Consider the following 19,482-nt stretch of genomic DNA (forward strand, 5'->3'; position numbering starts at 1 on the left):
CAATCTCGGCGCGGGGGGGTTACACAATCGTGAGGTGCTCGGTGCCCGCAGCCAGATCGAGCGATTTTGCACGCTGGCTGTTGAGCTTGATCTGCAGACGCAGGTCGTTGAGCGAGTCGGCGTTGCGCAGCGCGTCTTCGAGCGTGATCAGGTTGGCCTCGAAGGCGTTGAACAGCGCCTGGTCGAAGGTCTGCATGCCCATCTGCGTGCTCTTCTTCATGATCTCCTTGATCTCGGCGACATCGCCCTTGAAGATCAGGTCGGAGATCAGCGGCGAGTTCAGCATGATCTCCACCGCCGCATGGCGCCCCTTGTTGTCCTGGCGCGGCACCAGGCGCTGGGAAACCAGCGCGCGCAGGTTCAGCGAGAGGTCCATCAGCAACTGGCTGCGGCGCTCTTCGGGGAAGAAGTTGATGATGCGGTCCAGCGCCTGGTTGGCGCTGTTGGCGTGCAGAGTGGCCAGGCAGAGGTGGCCGGTCTCCGAAAACTGGATCGCGTGCTCCATGGTCTCGCGGTCGCGGATCTCGCCCATCAGGATCACATCGGGCGCCTGTCGCAGCGTGTTCTTGAGCGCAGCTTCCCAACTGTCGGTGTCCAGACCCACTTCGCGCTGCGTGACCACGCAGTTCTTGTGCGGGTGCACGAATTCCACCGGGTCTTCGATGGTGATGATGTGACCGTGCGTATGTTCGTTGCGCCAGTCGACCATGGCCGCCAGCGATGTGGACTTGCCCGAGCCGGTGGAGCCCACCAGGATGCACAGGCCGCGTTTGGAAAGTACCACGTCCTTGAGCACCTGGGGCAGGCCGAGCTGGTCGATGGTGGGCAGCACGGCGGGAATGGTCCGCAGCACCATGCCGACCTTGCCCTGCTGGATGAAGGCGCTCACACGGAAGCGACCGATCGAGGGCGGTGAGATTGCAAAGTTGCACTCCTTGGTGCGCTCGAACTCGGCCGCCTGCTTGTCGTTCATGATGGCGCGCGCCAGCGACAGCGTGTGCGTGGCGTTGAGCGGCTGGGGCGACACCTTGACCACCGAGCCATCCACCTTGATGGCGGGTGGAAAGTCGGCTGTGATGAAAAGGTCGCTGCCGGTCCGGCTGAGCATGAGGCGCAGCAGGTCGTTGATGAATTTGGATGCCTGGTCGCGTTCCATGAAAGGGTCCTTTTGATCAGATGCGAGGGCCGCCGCGTCGGGCCGCCCCAAGCAAGGCCAGCCCACCTGGGGGGCAGCGACCCGCGCAGCGGTGGAGCGTGGGGGCCGTCATGCTTAGCCTGGGAAGTTTTCTGGAATTTTGGCTTTGCCGCGAGCTTCCGCCGGGCTGATCACGTTGCGCTTGACCAGCTCCGAGAGGTTCTGGTCGAGCGTCTGCATGCCCACGCTGTTGCCGGTCTGGATGGCGGAATACATCTGCGCCACCTTGCCTTCGCGGATCAGGTTGCGGATGGCGCTGGTGCCCAGCATGATCTCGTGCGCAGCCACGCGGCCCGAGCCGTCCTTGTTCTTGCACAGCGTTTGTGAAATCACCGCCACCAGCGATTCGGACAACATGGCGCGGACCATGTCTTTCTCTTCCGCCGGGAACACGTCGATGATGCGGTCGATCGTTTTTGCGGCGCTCGAGGTGTGCAAGGTGCCGAACACCAGGTGGCCGGTTTCTGCCGCGGTCATGGCGAGGCGAATGGTCTCCAGGTCGCGCATTTCGCCAACCAGAATGGCGTCTGGGTCTTCACGCAGCGCCGAACGCAGCGCGTTGGCGAAGCTCAGTGTGTGCGGGCCGACTTCGCGCTGGTTCACCAGGCACTTCTTGGACTCGTGCACGAACTCCACCGGGTCTTCCACCGTCAGAATGTGGCCGTACTCGGTTTCGTTGAGGTGGTTGACCATGCCGGCCAGCGTGGTGGACTTGCCCGAGCCGGTGGGGCCGGTCACCAGCACCAGGCCGCGTGGGCGCAGGGCGAGGTCACCGAAGATCTTGGGCGCGTTGAGTTGTTCGAGCGTGAGGATCTTGCTGGGAATCGTGCGGAACACCGCGCCGGCACCCCGGTTGTGGTTGAACGCGTTGACGCGAAAACGAGACAGGCCTTCGATCTCGAACGAGAAATCGCACTCCAGAAATTCTTCGTATTGCTTGCGCTGGCTGTCGTTCATGATGTCGTACACCATGCCGTGGACCGCCTTGTGGTCCAGGGGTTCGACGTTGATGCGTCGCACGTCGCCATGCACCCGTATCATGGGTGGAAGACCAGCCGAGAGGTGAAGATCGGACGCTTTGTTCTTGACGCTGAAGGCCAGCAGTTGGGTGATGTCCATCCCGGGGGTCCCTGTTTGGTTGGGTAATGACGGCAGATTATGACGACGATTGAAGGCAACCTCCATACCGTACGGAGCCGTGTTTCGCGCGCTTGTAGAGAGGCCGGACGCGATGTGAACGAGGTCACGCTGCTGGCCGTATCGAAGACCTTCGGCCCCGACGCCGTTCGTCAGGCGCAGGCTGCCGGCCAGCGCGCTTTTGGCGAGAACTACGTGCAGGAAGGGGTGGAGAAGATCCTCGTTCTGCGCGAGTCCCCCACCCCTCTGTCGATCGAGTGGCACTGCATCGGACCGGTGCAGAGCAACAAGACCCGCCTGGTGGCCAGTCACTTCGACTGGGTGCAGTCGGTGGATCGGCTGAAGATCGCCGAGCGCCTGAGCGAGCAGCGCCCACCCGACCTGCTACCCCTACAGGTATGCCTGCAGGTCAACGTGGATGGCGGACCCACAAAGTCCGGCGTCTCGCCCGAAGAGCTGCCGGCCCTCGCGCGCGCCGTGAGCGAGTTGCCGCGGTTGCGTTTGCGCGGCCTCATGTGCATTCCCGAACCCGTTGCGGATTTCGAGGCGCAAAGCGCGGTGTTCCTGCGCGCACGCGCCTTGTGGGACGAGTTGCGTGCGGGGGGCTTCGAGATCGACACCCTGTCCATGGGCATGAGCGACGACCTGGAGGCTGCCATCTCGGCGGGTTCGACCATGGTTCGCGTGGGGCGCTCGATTTTCGGCAGCCGCCAGCGCCCGGTCACTTCAGCGGCTTGACGTTCCCGCAGTTCGCCGAGAGCCACTTGCCCTGACCGTCCATGGTGACGTTCTGCGGCTTGCCCTGGTGGGTCGTCTTCATGAGCATCTTCATGGTGTAGGCGCTGTCGCCCTCGAAGGTGTAAGTGCCTTCGCCGCTGGAGGGCGGGTTCCTGCACACGAAGTTCATCTTCACCACGTTGGCGCTGCGTGAGGTGACAGTGGTGGTGCAATCGCCTTCTGTCTGCACCGGCATTTCCTGTTTCGCCGCCATCTCGGGCGTGATGCACATCTTCATGCTCATGCCTCCACCAGCTGCCGGCGCCGGCACGGTCACGCCTTGCTTGGCCATCATGTCCTGCATCATCTTGCGCTCTGCGGGCGACATGCCGGCCATCTGCTTCTGCATCTGCGCCATGGCCTGGTCCATCTCGGCGTTGCCTCCCATCTTCTGCGTCATTTCCCACAGGCCGGGCTTGGTGCTCTGGGCATGGGCGAGTGGGGTGGCAGCGAGGGTGCACAGAAGCAGGGCGGCGTGACGTTTCATGGTGACTCCAGAGAGGGATGCCCGGTATTCTGCGTCGAGTCGACGGCTTGTCAAAGCGGCAAGCGCGCACTGTCCTTCACTTCTTCCATCACCGCATAGGTGCGCGTCTCCCGCACGCCCGGCAGCTGCCAGAGCACGTTGCCGGCGAACTCGCGGTAGGCGGCCATGTCGGCCATGCGGGTCTTGAGCAGGTAGTCGAAGCCGCCGGCGACCATGTGACATTCCATGATCTCGTCGCGCACGTGCACGGCGGCCTTGAATTCGTTGAACACATTGGGCGTGGTGCGGTCCAGCAGCACCTCCACGAAAACCATCATGCCGCGACCCAGCTTGAGCGGGTTGAGCCTTGCTTCGTAACCCAGGATGTAGCCGTCGCGCTGCAGCCGCTGAGTGCGCGCCAGCACCGCCGTGGGTGAGAGCGCCACCGTTTCGGCGAGCTTGAGGTTGGTGATGCGGCCGTCGGCTTGCAGCAGCTTGAGCAGCTTGAGGTCGATGCGATCGAGGCTGGCTTCGGTGGAATTCATGAAGTGAATTATCCAGTCTGAGGCTAGCTTAATGGTGAAAAACTCGTGAGTATCCGATTCAACATACGCACACTCACAACACTTGGCCCTTTTCTGGAGTCTTTCATGCCACGCCCCTCCGACGTCCTTCCCTCGCCGTACCGCCCGGAAACCGGGGTGCTGGCCCACCGCCTTGTCTCTCTGCAGGGTGCACTGGACTGGTCGGCCGCTGCAACCGTGGCCGCGCCCTGGGTGCAGGCGGTGCGCCGCAACCCGCCGCCGTTCTGGGCCATGGAAAGCCTGCTCAAGGAGTACCCGATTTCCAGCGCCGAAGGTTTGGCGCTGATGCGCCTGGCCGAGGCGCTGCTGCGGGTGCCGGATGCCGAAACTGCGATTGCCCTCACCGCCGACCAACTGGGTCGCGCCGACTTCGATGGCGCGGCGGACTCGACGCTGGCGCGCCTGTCTTCCACCGCCATCGCCATGTCGAAGAAGTTCCTGCCCGAAGCGGGCAACGAGCCGGGCCTGCTCTCCAAGCTGGGTGCACGCACGGTGGTGGCCGCCACGCTGCGCGCGGTGCAACTGCTGGGCCGGCAGTTTGTGCTGGGGCAAACCATCGAAGAGGGCATGAAGGAGGCGGCAAACGCCAAGAAAGCGCAACGCCAGCTGAGCTTCAGCTTCGACATGCTGGGGGAAGGCGCTCGCACCGATGAAGACGCGCTGCGCTACCTGGCGAGCTACCAGCAGGCCATCGCCGCGATTGCGCGCGACGCAGACGCATCGCGCCACCCGAGCCAGAACGACGGCATCTCCATCAAGCTCAGCGCGCTGCACCCGCGCTACGAAGATGCGCAGTGCGAACGCGTGCTCGCGGAACTGGTGCCGCGCGTGTGGCCGCTGTGCGAAGCGGCCGCCGCGGCCAACCTCAACCTCACCATCGATGCCGAGGAGGTGGACCGGCTGGAGCTCTCGCTCGCGGTGTTCGAGGCGCTGGCCGGGCGCGTGGCGCAACATTGCCCGCAATGGCAAGGCTTCGGTCTGGCGCTGCAGGCGTACCAGACGCGTGCGGTGGAGCTGATCGAGCACGTGACCGCGCTGGCGCGTCGGCACCGGCTCAAGTTCATGTGCCGGCTGGTCAAGGGCGCTTACTGGGACGCCGAGATCAAGCGCGCGCAGGAGCTGGGCCTGGCCGCCTACCCCGTGTTCACGCGCAAACCCCACACCGACGTGAGCTACCTGGCCTGCGCGCGCGCGCTGCTGGTGGCGCCCGACGCGATCTTTCCGCAGTTCGCCACGCACAACGCGGGCACCATCGCCGCCATCCTGCAGATGGCTGCCGAAGAAAACGTGCCCTTCGAGCTGCAGCGGCTGCACGGCATGGGCGAGGGGATCTACCGCGAGGTGCTGAAGCACCCCCACGTGGGCTGCCGGATCTACGCCCCGGTGGGCGCCCACCGAGACTTGCTGGCCTATCTGGTTCGCCGCCTGCTGGAGAACGGTGCCAACTCTTCTTTCGTGCACCAGCTGGCCGATGAGTCGGTGGGCATGGACGAGCTCCTGATCTCTCCGCTGGTTCAATCACAACCCGATGCGCCGGATGCCGCCAGGGTGCCCTTGCCACCGCAGCTCTACGGAGAGCGCCGGGTCAACAGCGAGGGCCTGGACCTCGCCGTGGCAGCGCACCGCCAGTCGCTCATGGACGCCCACGCCACGACGGTGGTGAACCGCGTGCCCGAGGCGAACAGCGACGAGGTGAAGGCCGCTTGTGAACGCGCCGAGCGGGCTTTCGCGGGCTGGAACCACACGCCGGTGGCCGAGCGCGCCGCCACCTTGCGCCGCGCGGCCGATGCCATGCAGCAGCAATTGCCCCGCCTGTGCGCGTTGCTGGTGAAAGAGGCGCGCAAAACCTGGGGCGATTCGGTGTCCGAGGTGCGTGAGGCGATCGATTTCCTGCGTTACTACGCCAATGAGGCCGAGCGCGTCATGGCACCCATTGCATTGCCTGGCCCCACTGGCGAGAGCAATACCCTGCGTCTGGAAGGACGCGGTGCGTGGGTCTGCATCAGCCCCTGGAATTTTCCCCTGGCCATCTTCATGGGTCAGGTGGCAGCCGCGCTGTCCACCGGCAACACCGTGCTGGCCAAGCCGGCGGAGCAGACGCCGGCCATTGCTCTGGAAGCTGTGAAGCTGCTGCATGCCGCTGGTGTGCCCACGGCTGCGCTGCAGGTGCTGCACGGCCCGGGCGAGACCGTGGGTGCGGCGCTGGTCGCGCAGCCGGGCATTGCCGGCGTGGTGTTCACCGGCTCCACCCAGGTGGCTCGCATCATTCACCGCGCGCTCGCCGCCAAGGACGGCCCCATCGTTCCGCTCATTGCCGAAACCGGCGGCATCAACGCCATGCTGGTGGACAGCACGGCATTGCCCGAACAGGTGGCCGATGCGGTGGTGCAGAGCGCGTTCCGCAGTGCGGGGCAGCGCTGCTCGGCGCTGCGCCTGTTGTGCGTGCACGAAGCGATTGCCGACGGCGTGATCGCCATGATCCAGGGCGCGGCGCAGGAACTCGTGGTGGGCAACCCGGTCGACCTGGCCACCGACCTGGGCCCGGTGATCGACGCCGAGGCCTTCACCGGCATCGGCGCCCACCTGGAGCGCCTGCACGCGCAGGCCCGTGCGCTGCTGCCACCTTCGAAGCTCTCGCATGCCGTGCCACACCTCATCGCGCCGCAGATGTTCGAGGTGCCGGCGATTGCGGACGTCAAGCAGGAGATCTTTGGCCCCGTGCTGCATGTGGTGCGCTGGGGCGGTGACCCGATGGCGGTGATCGGACAGATCAACGCCTTGGGTTATGGCCTCACGCTCGGTATTCAGACCCGCATCGACAGCCGCGCACAGGCGCTGGCGGCCGCCGCGCGGGTGGGCAACGTTTACGTGAACCGCAACATGATCGGCGCGGTGGTGGGCGTGCAGCCTTTCGGTGGCGAAGGCCTGAGCGGAACCGGCCCCAAGGCCGGTGGGCCGAACTACCTCATGCGCTTCTGTGCTGAGCAGACGCTGACCATCAACACGACCGCCGCCGGCGGGAACGTGGCGCTATTCACCAGCTGAACGCCCCCGGGGCGTGATTGCGGCGGTGCGATACTCGCACCCGTATGAGCATCACGCCCGTCATACCCGCCGCTCCCCGCCCGGTCGACTCGGGATTTCGCCCGCTGGACGCCGGTTGGCGGCAGTGGATCGCCGAGAACCGGCTGCGCAACTGCACGCCCGAATCCATGCAGGTCACCATGGTGCAGGCCGGGCTGGACCCCGCTGAATGCGAGGCCGCCATCCGCGCCATGGAGAACGACCCGGCTTTCCTCGCCGCACGGAAGTTTCAGCAATTGCAGGGCAAGCTGGAGTCCGTCATGGCCAACCAGCAGAAGCTGCGCGAACTCGACCCGCTGTACGGCCATGTGGAGAAGCGCAGCCGTGTTTCGCTGGGCGAGTTCCTGGACAAATATGTGATGGGCAGCCGACCCGTGGTGCTGACCGACGTGGCGCGCGACTGGCCCGCGCTTGGGCGCTGGTCGCCGCAGGATCTGCGCCAGCGATTCGGCCACCTGGAGGTGGAGGTGCAGGCCGAGCGAAGCGCCGACCCACACTACGAGGTCAACAAACTCGAACACCAGCGCAAGACGCGCCTGTCGGACTTCGTGGACCGTGTGCTCGCCGGTGGCGCGACCAACGACTACTACCTCACCGCCAACAACGAGATGCTCGGCCGCCCCGGCTTCGCGCCACTGCTGGACGACATCGGCACGCTGCCCGATTTTTGTGACCGCTCGCAGCTGGCGCGGCGCGCGTCGTTCTGGTTCGGCCCGGCCGGCACTGTCACGCCGCTGCACCACGACACCATCATGTTGTGCCACACGCAGATCGTGGGCCGCAAACGTTGGCGCTTCATCTCGCCGCTGCAGACGCCGCTGCTCTACAACCACTTCGATGTCTACAGCCCGATCGATCTCGACCAGCCCGACCTGGCGCGTTATCCGCTGTTTGCGCAGGCCACGGTGCTCGATGTGGTGGTGGAGCCGGGCGAAACGGTGTTTCTGCCGCTGGGGTGGTGGCACCAGGTCCGTTCGCTGGACGTGAGCCTGTCGTTCTCGTTCTCCAACATCGCCGTGCCCAACCAGTACACCTTCGACAACCCCCGCATCACCAACTGGTAGCCGGATGAAAACCACCTCCCCGGATTCCGACGCCCAGCACATCCAGCAGTGGCTGGACGAGCACCGCATCACCGAAGTGGAATGCATCATCCCCGACATGGCGGGACAGGCGCGCGGCAAGATCGTGCCGCGCCACAAGTACGACCCTTCGGTGGGCCTGCGCCTGCCCGAGGCGGTGTTCGCCATGACGGTGACCGGGGACTATCCGGAAAAGGACTACACCTCCGTGGCCGACCCGGACATGCTGCTCAAGCCCGATCCGAACACGCTGCGGCCGGTGCCGTGGGCCAAGGAGCCCACAGCGCAGATCATTCACGATTGTTTTGCGTTTAACGGCGCGCCTTTTGCGCTGTCTCCGCGCAACGTGCTGCGCCGCGTGCTCAAGCTGTACGCCGACGAAGGCTGGAAGCCGGTGGTGGCGCCCGAGATGGAGTTCTACCTGGTGCAGGTCGAGCCCGACGAAGACATCCCCCTGAAGCCGCCAGTGGGCCGAACGAAGCGCACCGAGGCGGGCATGCAGAGCTTCTCGATGGATGCGATCAACGAGTACGACGACATCTTCGATGTGATGTACGACTGGTGCGAGGCCGAGGGCATCCAGCTCGACACGCTGATCCACGAGATGGGCACCGCGCAGATGGAGATCAACCTCGACCACGGCGACCCGCTGCCGCTGGCCGATCAGGTTTTTTTGTTCAAGCGCACCATCCGCGAGGTGGCGATCCGGCACCAGATGTACGCCACCTTCATGGCCAAGCCCATGCAGGGTCAGCCGGGCAGCGCCATGCACATCCATCAGAGCGTGGTCGGCATCGACGATGGCAAGAACATCTTCAGCCGCGCCGATGGTGAAGCCTCCGAGCGATTTCTGCATTTCATCGGTGGCCTGCAGACCTACCTGCCGGCGGCCACTGCGTTCTTCGCGCCCTACGTGAATTCTTACCGCAGGCTATCGCGCTTCACCTCGGCGCCGATCAACCTGAGCTGGGGCTATGACAACCGCACCTGCGGTTTGCGCGTGCCGCACTCGGGCCCCGAGGCGCGGCGCGTGGAGAACCGTCTGGCCGGTGTGGACGTGAATCCTTATCTAGCTATTGCGGCCAGCCTGGCGTGTGGCTACCTCGGCATGAAGCACGCCATCAAACCCACCGAGCCGCTCAAGGGCAGCGCCTACGAGCAGCCGCACCAGTTGCCGCGCCATCTGGACGAAGCGGTGGAAAAGCTCATGGCGTGTGCGCCGCTGGTCGAACTCTTCGGTGAGCACTTCATCCAGACCTACAGCGCGATCAAGGAAGTGGAATACCGCGAGTACTTCGAGGTGATCAGTCCGTGGGAGCGGCGTTTTCTTCTGCTACACGTTTAAGAAAGAACCAGCATCCCCGCAGTGGGGTTCTGCAGCAGCGCGTCCAGCGCTTCGATTGGCAGCGGCTTGGCGAACAGGTGGCCCTGAAACTGGTCGCAACCCTGGTAGGCCAGAAAGTCGCGCTGCTCCTGCGTCTCCACGCCTTCGGCCACCACCTGCAGGCTCAAGCTTTGCGCCAGCGCAATGATGGCGCGTGAGATGGCGGCGTCGTTGGGGTCGGTGAGCACGTCGGCCACAAAGCCCTTGTCGATCTTGAGCTGGTCCAGCGGCAGGCGCTTGAGCACCGACAGTGACGAATAACCGACGCCGAAATCGTCCAGCGACAGCGTCACGCCCAGCGCCTTGAGCATGCCCATCTTGTCGATGGTGATCTCCATGCGGTCGGCCAGCAGGCTTTCGGTGAGCTCGAGCTTGAGCTTGTGCGGACGGATGCCGGTGCGCGTGATGGCGGCCATCACCATGTCCACGAAGTCTGGGTGGCGGAACTGGCGCACGCTCACGTTCACGGCGATGCTGAGGTTGGCGGTCTGTGCGCGGTCGGCCCAGGCGGCGAGTTGCTCGCAGGCGGTTTCCAGCACCCACTGGCCCAGCGGCAGGATGAGCCCGGTGTCCTCCGCCACCGGAATGAAGTCGGCTGGCGTCATGAGCCCGCGCTGTGGATGCTGCCAGCGCACCAGCGCCTCCACGCCGGTGATCACGCCCACGCGGTCCACCTGCGGCTGGTAATACACCACGAACTGCTGTTCGTTGAGCGCCACGCGCAGGTCGGAACCCACTGTGGCGTTGGCACTCACCGTGGCCTGCATGCCTGGGTCGAAAAAGCACAGCGTGTTGCGACCGAGCGACTTGGCCTGGTACATCGCCAGGTCGGCCTGCTTGAGCAGTTCTCCCACATCGCTCTGCTGGCCGGTGAACGAGGTCACGCCGATGCTGGGCGTGGCGAAATGCTGGTGTCCGGTGAGCTGGAAGGGCTCGCGCAGGGTATTGAGCACTTTCTCGGCCAGTGCGCGTGCCTTGAAGGCGGCGGCCTCCGGGTCGGTGCTGAGGTCGTCGACCATCACCACGAACTCATCGCCGCCCAGGCGCGCCACCATGTCGGTCTTGCGCACGCTTCGGGTCAGGCGCTGCGCCACCTTCTGCAACAGCTGGTCGCCCATATGGTGGCCCAGCGTGTCGTTGAGGATCTTGAAGTTGTCCAGGTCGATGAACATCAAGGCGCCGTGCTGGCCCGAGCGTGCGCTGGCGGCCAGTGCCTGCTGCAGTCGGTCCAGCAACAACTGCCGGTTGGGCAGGTCGGTCAGCGCGTCGTAGAAAGCCAGGTGGCGGATCATGTCCTCGGCGGTCTTGCGCTGCGTGATGTCGCGCCCCACCGCCACCCAGTGGGTGATGTCTTCGGCCGTGGCCTGCACCGACACCACTTCAAGCTCCACCCAGAACATGGCGCCGTTCTTGCGCCGAACCATCAGCTCGGTGCGGGCCTGCCGCGATTGCTGCAGGCTCTGCGCGAGCTCGCGCAATTTGGTGATGGCCGGGTCGAGCTCCAGCAGCATGCGCGGCGTCTGCCCCAGTACCTCGGCCCGGCTGTAGCCCGTGTGCTGCTCGAAGGCGTCGTTGACGAAAACGATGCGGGGCTCCTGATCTTCGGTGCCGGCGCCGGTCTCGGCGATCACCACGATGTCGTTGAGGCGAGAGACGCTGGTCTCCAGCAGCATCAGCTGTTCCTGCGATCGGCGGCGCTCGGTGACGTCGCGGAAATACACCGCCAGCCCTTCGGCAAAGGGGTAGGCGCGCACCTCCAGCCATTTGCCCAGCGTAGGGAAGAAATCTTCCAGCTCGACGCGCCGGTTGGTGTGCAGCGATCTGGTGAGCTGGTCCTTCAGGCGCTGGGCCAGACCGGGGCTGAAGTCCTGCCAGACCTCCATGCCCAGCAGGTCGGCCGTGGTCTTCTGCAACAGACGCTCGCTCTCCTGGTTCAGGTACGTGAAGCAGCACTGGCGGTCCAGCGTGACAAAGGCTTCGGTGATGCTGGCCAGCGTGGTGGTCAGGCGCATGGCCAGGCGCAGCGTGTCCTGCTGTGCCTGCTTCTGCGCCGAGATGTCCTGGATCGCACCCTGGATGCGTGCGATCTCGCCATCGGCGCGACGCACCGCCGTGCCCACGGTGCGCACCCATTTCGGACTGCCACCCTCCACCAGGACCTGAATCTCTTCGTCAAACGACTCGCCGTTCTGCGCGCAGCGCTCCAGCCGCTGGCGGATGCCGCTGCGCCACTCGGGCGTGTAGCGTTGCACCATCGATTCCAGATCCTTGACTTGCTCGTGGTCGCTCAGGCCGAGGATGGTGGCGAACTCGTCCGAGTGCACCACCTTGCGCGTCGACAACTGCAGCGACCAGCTGCCAGCGCCCGCAGTGTGTTCGGTGAGGTTCAGGCGGCTTTCGCTCTCGCGCAACACATTCGCGTTGTACTGTTCGATCTGCTCGCTGCGGCGTGCCAGCGCCAGCACGCCGGCGGCGTGGCTGGCCAGCACGCGCAGCACGGGCGTGGCGGTCTGCCCGTCGCGGCTGGCGTCGGCATCGAGCAGCAGCAGGCCAGTCTGGGTGGAGGTGCCGGTGGCCGGGAGAGGAAGCCAGTGGGCGCAGCGCCAGCCTGTGCGTGTGGGGCGGTTCTTGCCGGTGGTGGCCAGCACCCAGCCCTCTGTGGCCGGGTGCGCCAGCACCTCTGCACAGGCGAGCAGGGCTGCATGCACGGCATCGGGTGCCAGCCCGTGCGCGCCCAGCACCTCGGCGGGTTTGCGGGCCGCGTCCACCAGCAGCGCCGCCCCGGTGCCCGCGAGTTCCGAAGCCAGTTCGGCCAGCCGGTCGAATTCCACGCGCTGATGGAAGGCAGGAAACGACCCGGTGCGCTCGAAGGCGAGGTCAGAGACCAGGGGAGCGCGGCTGATGTCGGGTCCGGGGCGCATGGTCGGTGGGGGGTGTTTCAAACGGTGGGGAGGCAGGGGTGTCTGGCCGAGCATACAGAGCCCAGGGCCGCGTGCGAGACGCGAAGCGCCGTGCAAGTCGTGAAGTTGTGCACGTCGAAAGCGGGCTTGCTGGATATTTGTAACAAAGGTGTGAGATTTTGTAGTCTTTGCCCTAACATAAACCGTTGCCAGTCCTCTGGCCTCGCCCCGGCAACGCACCCATTTCTGCCATCGCCGAACTGAACTTTGAGGGAGTTGATTGTGAGCACACTCGCAGAACTCAGGCAATACAGCGACGTCGCCAGCCTGAAATCCGCGCTGCACCAGCTGTGCAGTGAGTTCGGTCGCATCACGCGTCTGGACATCCTCACCGCCATGCACGAAGGCACCAAGCAGGCGATCTGCTTTCTGCGCATGGAACGCCCCGAACAGGAGCAGGTGCTCATGAAGAGCCTGGGCGTGGGCCGCTTCGGTGGCGAAGTGGTTTTCGTGCTCAACCTCAACATGCCGGTGACGGCGGAAGAGGGGCCCTCCTCACAGTGGGCTGACTCGGACATCTATTGATCTCTGCGGCGCCCCAGGCGCCGCTTCTCTTTAAGCCTCCTGTCTCCCGATTGACCTCCGCGCGCCTGGTGGCCGCGCAAAATCCGCGCATGGAATCCTTGCGCTCCCCCCTGTCTGCACAGATTGTTCAATGGCTGGTTGCGCCGGGTGACGTGGTGCGTGCTGGTGATGTGGTGGTGGTGCTGGAGGCGATGAAGATGGAGCACGAGGTGCATGCGCCTTCGGCTGCGCGGGTGCTCGAAGTCTTCTACTCGGAAGGCGATGCGGTTCAGGCGGACGATGTGCTTCTGCGCTCGGAGCCATCGCAGGCCGAGGAGCTCGAAAAGGTGCAGGTTTCACCATCAATCGCGGTGTCAGGGGCGCCGCGCGCCGATCTGGAGCGGCTTCTGCAGCGACAGGCGTTCACGCTGGACGCCGCGCGCCCCGAGGCGGTGGCGCGCCGTCACGCACAGGGCCAACGGACAGCGCGCGAGAACATCGCCGACCTGTGCGACGACGACAGTTTTCTCGAGTACGGCGCACTCGCGGTGGCCGCGCAGCGCAGCCGCCGCAGCGAAGAAGACCTGATCGCCAACACGCCGGCCGATGGCATGGTCACCGGCATCGGCTCGGTGAATGGCCACCGCACCGTGATGCTGGCGTACGACGCCACCGTGCTGGCCGGTACCCAGGGCATGCGCAACCACCAGAAGACCGACCGGTTGCTCGGCATTGCGCTGGACCAGCGGCTGCCGGTGGTGCTGTTCGCCGAAGGCGGTGGCGGGCGGCCGGGCGACACCGACATGCCGATCGTCGCCGGCCTGCACGTGGGCACCTTCGCTGCGTTTGCGCGCTTGAGTGGTCAGGTGCCTGTGGTGGGCATCGTCAGCGGGCGCTGCTTTGCTGGCAACGCCGCGCTGCTGGGTTGCAGCGACGTGGTCATTGCCACCCGGAACGCCAACATCGGCATGGGTGGGCCTGCCATGGTGCAAGGCGGCGGGCTGGGCCGCTTCAAGCCTGAGGACATTGGCCCCAGCGACGTGCAGCAGGCCAATGGCGTCATTGACGTGCTGGTGGACGACGAGGCGCAGGCGGTGGCCGCCGCGCGCCATTACCTCTCATTCTTCACGGGCCGCCAGGACGCATGGACCGCGCCCGATGCGTTGGCGCTGCGCGATGTCGTGCCCGAAAACCGGCTGCGCGTGTACGACAGCACCGCCGCCATGCAGGGCCTGGTGGACCAGGGCAGCCTGCTCGCGCTGCGCACCGGCTTCGGCACCGGCATCCACACCGCACTGGCGCGCATCGAGGGTCGGCCCGTCGGGCTGATGGCCAGCAATCCGCTGCACCTGGGCGGTGCCATCGACCCCGATGCCGCCGACAAGGCCGCGCGTTTCATGCAGCTGTGCAATGCCCATGGTCTGCCCATCGTCAGCCTGGTGGACACGCCGGGCTTCATGGTCGGGCCGGCCACCGAGGCGCGAGCCCAGGTGCGACATGCCAGCCGCCTGTTCGTGGTTGCGGCGAATCTGCGGGTGCCATTCTTCAGCGTGGTGCTGCGCAAGGGTTATGGTCTGGGCGCCATGGGCATGGCGGCTGGCGGATTTCACGCACCCGTGTTCACGGTGGCCTGGCCCACGGCCGAATTCGGCGCCATGGGGCTGGAAGGAGCGGTGCGGCTGGGTTACCGCAAGGAGCTGGAGGCCGAGCCCGAAGGGCCGCAGCGCGATGCATTGTATGAAGCGCTGCTGGCCCGGCAATACAACAACGGCGCGGCGGTGCAGATGGCGGCCACGCTGGAGATCGATGCGGTGATCGACCCCGCGCAAACGAGAGACTGGCTGGCCAGGGGATTGGCGGGGGCCCGGGTGGCCGAGCCGCGCGCGGCGCGCTTCATCGACCCCTGGTGAGGCCCGGCGTCAAATCAGGTCGCCGAAACCCGTGGTGCGCACGCCTGCGCTGGGCAGCTGGGGCGCGGTCTGGTTGATGTTGATCCAGAACTCGCACACATGCTTCATGGCGCTGAGGAACTGCGAGAACTCGGTGGGCTTGGCGATGTAGGCATTGGTGCCGGCGTCGTAGGCGCGCAGCAGGTCGCTGGGTTCGGTGGATGAGGTCAGCACCACCACGGGGATGTGGTGCAGGCTGTCCGAACCCTTGATTTCCTTGAGCACACCGATGCCATCCAGCAGCGGCATCTTCAGGTCCAGCAGCACCAGCATGGGGTTGCTGCCCGACCGGTTCATGAAACCGTTGCGCCGGTGCAGGTAGTCCAGCGCCTGCATGCCGTCGGAGACGTGCGTCACGCGTCCGTCGAGCCCATGGCGCGCAAGCGCCAGCTTGGTCAGTTCGGCGTCGTCGGGGTTGTCCTCGACGAGCAGGATGGCATCGGCATTTTTGGTCATGATTCCAGGGGGGCTGGCATGGAGTCCATGGGGGACTCGAACCCGTGTGGGCCTTCAAAGGGGAGCGCGAAGTAGAAAGTACTGCCCTCACCAAGCTGGCTTTCGGCCCAGATGCTGCCACCGTGCCGCTCGATGATGCGCCGGGTGAGTGCAAGACCTATGCCAGTGCCCTCGAATTCCGAGGCTCGGTGCAGGCGTTGGAAAACGCCAAACAGTTTCTGTGCGTATTTTGTGTCAAAACCCACACCGTTGTCACGGACAAAGAAGGTGTAGCCGACCACGGGGTCCACGCTCCAGCCCACTTCGATGCGGGTGCGCTCGCGCGGGCGGGTGTATTTGTAAGCATTGCCCAGCAGGTTGGCCCACACCTCCCGCAGCAGCAGAGCGTCGCCCTGCACCACCGGCAGGTCGGGGGCGATCACCCAGTCCACCACCCGGCCCTCGGTGTCGTGACCCAGCTGGCCGACCACGGCATCCACCAGCAGGGTGAAATCGACCGGTGTGAGGTTCACGGCCGAGCGACCCAGCCGCGAGAACGCCAGCAACCCGTCGATGAGCTGGCTCATGTGGCGCGCCGAATTGCCGATCGTGCTCAGGTAACGGCCGCTGACTTCGTCGCACTGGCCACCCAGATGCTCTTCCAGCAGACTCACGAAGCTCGATATGTGGCGCAGCGGTGAGCGCAGATCGTGCGAGACCGAATACGAGAACGACTCCAGGTCCTTGTTGGCGGCCAGCAGTTGCTCGGTGCGCTCCACCACGCGGTTCTCCAGCTCGTCGTTGATGTTGCGCATCAGGTCGTCGAGCCGCTTGGCGTCGGTCATGTCGCGGTTGATCTTCGCGAATCCGCGCAGCTCGCCGCCGTCGTCGCGCAAGGCAATCAGCACCGAGTGCGACCAGTATTGCGAGCCGTCCTTGCGGGTGTGCCAGTTGTGAAGCTCGTGCTGGCCGCGCGAGGCGGCCAGGCGCAGCATCTGGTTGGCGCTGACCTTGCCGTGCTCGGGGTTGGCCGGGTCGAACAGCACACCGTAGTGCCGCCCCACCATCTGAGTCGGCGAGTAGCCATCCATGCGCTGGGCGCTGTCGGTCCAGTCGGTGATGACACCTTCTGCGTCCATGAAGAAAATGCAGTAGTCGCGCAGGTTGTCCACCATCAGGCGGAAGCGCTGTTCGCTCTCCAGCAGCTCGGCCGAGCGCTCGCTGATGCGTTGTTCCAGCTCCTCGTTGAGGTGGATCACGCGTTCTTCGATGCGCTTGCGTTCGGTGATGTCGATGATCTGCACGAACAGGCCTTTGACGCGGCCTTCGTTGACGTCGGGCAGGTAGTTCACGCTGACGAAAATCTCGTGGCCGTCGGCCGTGGGTCGCCAGGTCTCGAAGTGCTGCGGCAGGCCCTTGAGAGCCGCCTCCATGCGGGGTTGGGTTTCAGCCCATACCTCGGCCCGGATGCATTCGCTGACATGGCGCCCGACGATGTGCTGGGGGTCCATGCCGTAGACGCGCAGGTGTTCTGCGTTCGCAAACTGGAACACCAGCCGGTCGTCGACATAGGCGATCAGGCCCGGCACGTGATCGGTGATGGTCTGCAGGAAGCGCTGGTTGTCGCGCAAGGCGGTCTCTGCGGCCTTGCGCCGGGTGATGTCCACCACGGTGGTGTTGCTGCGCAGGAAATTGCCTGCGGCATCGCGCACCGCAGACGACGACAGCAGCGCGCGGAACGTGCTGCCATCGCGGCGGCGCAATTCGTATTCCGTGGCGTCCAGCGCGTCGTCCTGCAGAATCCTCTGCATCCGGGTGTCGAGCAGCGAAACATGCTCTGGCAGCATGATGTCGCGAAAGTTCATCTTGCCAACGACTTCCTCACGCGTGTAACCCAGCCATTCCAGCTCGGTGTCGTTGACCGAGACGAAGTTGCCGCTGACATCAAGCGAGTGGTAGCCGCAGGGCGCCTGGTTGTAGAGCGCCTGCGCCTGTTGCAGCGCCTCGTTGAGCTGCAGGTTGGCGCGGTTGACCCGGTCCTCGGACGCCTTGCGGTCCGAAATGTCGATCATCTGGATGATGATGCCCTGCACCTCGCCGTCTTGCCAGTAGGGTGTGTATTCGATGCTGGCGTAGAAGCGGTGACCGTCGGGGAAGGCGCGCTCGCCCTCAAAGCGCTGGATCTCGCCGGCGAGCGCCGCCTTCAGGTGGGCTTGTGCCGACTCGAAATCCTGCGGTCGTGCGATTTCGCTGAGGTGGCGGTCCACCAGCTTCTTCGTGTCGCCACTCACCCAGCGCGCATAGCTCGCATTGGCAAAGCGGCAGACGAGATCGCGATCGAAGAAGGCCAGCTGCACCGGTACGCTGTTGGTGATGGCCTGCAGGAAATTGCGCTGTGCGGCGAGTGCGTTTTCAGCCGCCTTGCGTTCGGTGATGTCGATCACCGTGCTGTTGCTGCGCACGAAGCGGCCCTGCCGGTCAAAGACGGCGGTGCTGTTGAGCAGCGCAAGGAAGGTGCTGCCGTCGCGGCGGCGCATGCTCACTTCGATGGGTTCGAGTTTGCCGTCGCGCTTGAGCCGGCCCAGCCGATCTTCGGCTTCCTCCAGATCGTTCATGCCGAATACATCGCGAAAGCTCAGTCGGCCCACCACGTCTTCGCGCTCGTAACCCAGCCAGTCGAGTTCCGTGCGGTTCATCAACACGAAGACACCATTCGCGTCCACCGAGTGGTAGCCGCAGGGCGCCTGGTTGTAGATGGTCTGGGCGTCTCGCAGGGCCAGCGCGATGCGCTCCTTGGCCTCGGCCAGCTCATCGGTTCGCTCGCGGACCCGTTGCTCCAGCACGGTGTTGAAGCGCTGGATTTCTTCTTGCTGCTCGTGCAGGGAAGTGATGTCGCGCGACACCGCCAGCAGCATGACCGCACGCCCCTGGGAATCGCAGATGGGCGTGACCATCGTGTCCCACCATTTGGGCGTTCCCTTGAAGGTCGTGCCGTAAGCCACGAATCGCGCGCTTTTGCCGTCGCGCGCGCCATCGATGGCCTCGCGCGCGAGCAGGCCACCCTCCTCGGGCCACCAGGTGGTCCAGTCGCTCAGGCGCACCTGGTCGAAGTCGTCGACTTCCACCAATCGGCAGCCCTGGGCCGTCATCTGAACCACGCGGCCCTGCAGGTCGAGCACCTTGGTGCAGTCGGGGCTGCTGGCAATGATCTGGCGGTTCAGTTCGTCCTTGATGCGTGCATCCGCCTCCAGCGTGCGCATGGGCGTGATGTCCTGCACAAATCCCAGCTGGCTGCTGATCGCACCACTGGCATCGCGCAGCGGTGCGTTGCGCACCAGCACGTGGACCATGTCGTTGCCCGGACGAACCAGGCGGAACTCCACGCTCAGGCCTTCGCCGCGCGAGACCGCCTGCACCCAGTGTTGCTGCACCCGCTCCAGGTCTTCGGGGTGCACGCGGCTGAGCCAGCCGAAGTTGGGGAAGTCCTGCCGTTCGAGGGCAAAGATGTTCTGCAGTTGCTCGTCCACATGGGTGAGCACGCCGGCCTGGTCGGTGCGAAACACGCCGATCGGGAACACGCTGGCCATCGCAGCGAAAAGGGCTTCGTATTCGAGCTGGGCGTTCTGCGGGTTCTGTTCAGAGGGGACGTCGAGCGCAGATTCCAGTGCCAGCGGCAGCGGCGCATGCAAACCATGCACCACGTGATCGCGCGGCACGCCCTGCTGGCCGAGCAGTTGTGCGTAGCTACGGCGCAGGTGCTCGTTCTCCGCCCGCAGGGTTTCGAGTTCCAGCAACAAGGCACGCTCTCGCTCCTGGGCCGCTCTTTCAGGCCGATGCGGATCAAGACGTCGGTCTTGAGAGGGAAGAAGCGCGCTCATTGAGCGCAACTGTACCCCAGGGGGCTATTTGTCAAGCGTGATATTTG

13 protein-coding genes are annotated in these 19,482 nt (G+C 65.1%); 6 read left to right on the top strand and 7 right to left on the bottom strand.

Annotation, left to right across the window (positions count from 1 at the left end; translation table 11 throughout):
- Positions 1-19 precede the first annotated feature (19 nt).
- A complete protein-coding gene (locus tag CAP37_RS00085) occupies positions 20-1,156 on the bottom strand; it encodes a PilT/PilU family type 4a pilus ATPase (protein ID WP_086122284.1) in 1,137 nt (378 codons plus the stop codon).
- Between the two features lie 114 nt (positions 1,157-1,270).
- Entirely contained in the window at positions 1,271-2,314 is a 1,044-nt protein-coding gene (locus tag CAP37_RS00090; protein ID WP_086122285.1) for a type IV pilus twitching motility protein PilT, read from the bottom strand.
- 39 nt (positions 2,315-2,353) lie between these two features.
- Here CAP37_RS00090 and CAP37_RS00095 point away from each other — a divergent pair, with 39 nt between their 5' ends.
- On the top strand, positions 2,354-3,070 hold the full coding sequence (locus CAP37_RS00095; RefSeq protein ID WP_086122286.1) for a YggS family pyridoxal phosphate-dependent enzyme: 717 nt from the start codon (positions 2,354-2,356) through the stop codon (positions 3,068-3,070).
- Here the strand turns inward: CAP37_RS00095 and CAP37_RS00100 are convergent.
- Both CAP37_RS00100 and CAP37_RS00105 read right to left on the bottom strand, forming a co-directional pair.
- The gene (locus tag CAP37_RS00100; protein ID WP_086122287.1) at positions 3,054-3,596 is read right to left on the bottom strand and encodes a DUF3617 domain-containing protein; all 543 of its coding nucleotides are present in this window, start codon (positions 3,594-3,596) and stop codon (positions 3,054-3,056) included. The genes CAP37_RS00095 and CAP37_RS00100 overlap by 17 nt on opposite strands.
- Before the next feature lie 50 nt (positions 3,597-3,646).
- Positions 3,647-4,120, bottom strand: coding sequence for an Lrp/AsnC ligand binding domain-containing protein (locus CAP37_RS00105; RefSeq protein WP_086122288.1), 474 nt, complete (start codon positions 4,118-4,120; stop codon positions 3,647-3,649).
- A gap of 105 nt (positions 4,121-4,225) precedes the next feature.
- On the opposite strand from CAP37_RS00105, the gene CAP37_RS00110 reads away from it, so the two are divergent.
- Genes CAP37_RS00110 through CAP37_RS00120 form a run of 3 tightly spaced genes read left to right on the top strand, consistent with a single transcriptional unit; the run spans position 4,226 to position 9,670 of the window.
- Complete coding sequence (locus CAP37_RS00110) at positions 4,226-7,204, top strand: L-glutamate gamma-semialdehyde dehydrogenase (RefSeq protein ID WP_086122289.1); 2,979 nt, start codon at positions 4,226-4,228, stop codon at positions 7,202-7,204.
- 44 nt (positions 7,205-7,248) lie between these two features.
- Positions 7,249-8,307 (top strand): cupin-like domain-containing protein, encoded by a 1,059-nt coding sequence (locus CAP37_RS00115; RefSeq protein ID WP_086122290.1) that lies wholly within the window; start codon positions 7,249-7,251, stop codon positions 8,305-8,307.
- A 4-nt stretch (positions 8,308-8,311) separates the two neighbouring features.
- Positions 8,312-9,670 carry a glutamine synthetase family protein gene (locus CAP37_RS00120; RefSeq protein ID WP_086122291.1) on the top strand — a complete coding sequence of 453 codons (1,359 nt, stop codon included), beginning with the start codon at positions 8,312-8,314 and terminating at the stop codon, positions 9,668-9,670.
- Here CAP37_RS00120 and CAP37_RS00125 read toward each other — a convergent pair.
- Entirely contained in the window at positions 9,667-12,630 is a 2,964-nt protein-coding gene (locus CAP37_RS00125; protein ID WP_086122292.1) for a bifunctional diguanylate cyclase/phosphodiesterase, read from the bottom strand. The two genes, CAP37_RS00120 and CAP37_RS00125, sit on opposite strands and share 4 nt — an antisense overlap.
- Positions 12,631-12,891: 261 nt before the next feature.
- On the opposite strand from CAP37_RS00125, the gene CAP37_RS00130 reads away from it, so the two are divergent.
- Positions 12,892-13,194 (top strand): RNA-binding protein, encoded by a 303-nt coding sequence (locus tag CAP37_RS00130; protein ID WP_086124740.1) that lies wholly within the window; start codon positions 12,892-12,894, stop codon positions 13,192-13,194.
- 98 nt (positions 13,195-13,292) lie between these two features.
- Complete coding sequence (locus tag CAP37_RS00135) at positions 13,293-15,083, top strand: carboxyl transferase domain-containing protein (protein WP_256926973.1); 1,791 nt, start codon at positions 13,293-13,295, stop codon at positions 15,081-15,083.
- A gap of 9 nt (positions 15,084-15,092) precedes the next feature.
- Here CAP37_RS00135 and CAP37_RS00140 read toward each other — a convergent pair whose 3' ends face one another.
- Positions 15,093-15,578 carry a response regulator gene (locus tag CAP37_RS00140; RefSeq protein WP_086122293.1) on the bottom strand — a complete coding sequence of 162 codons (486 nt, stop codon included), beginning with the start codon at positions 15,576-15,578 and terminating at the stop codon, positions 15,093-15,095.
- On the bottom strand, positions 15,575-19,354 hold the full coding sequence (locus CAP37_RS00145) for a PAS domain S-box protein (RefSeq protein ID WP_179190093.1): 3,780 nt from the start codon (positions 19,352-19,354) through the stop codon (positions 15,575-15,577). The genes CAP37_RS00140 and CAP37_RS00145 overlap by 4 nt, the downstream gene beginning before the upstream one ends.
- Positions 19,355-19,482 lie beyond the last annotated feature (128 nt).

It is taken from the genome of Hydrogenophaga sp. IBVHS1 (genome assembly GCF_002127265.1).
Lineage (GTDB): Bacteria > Pseudomonadota > Gammaproteobacteria > Burkholderiales > Burkholderiaceae_C > Hydrogenophaga.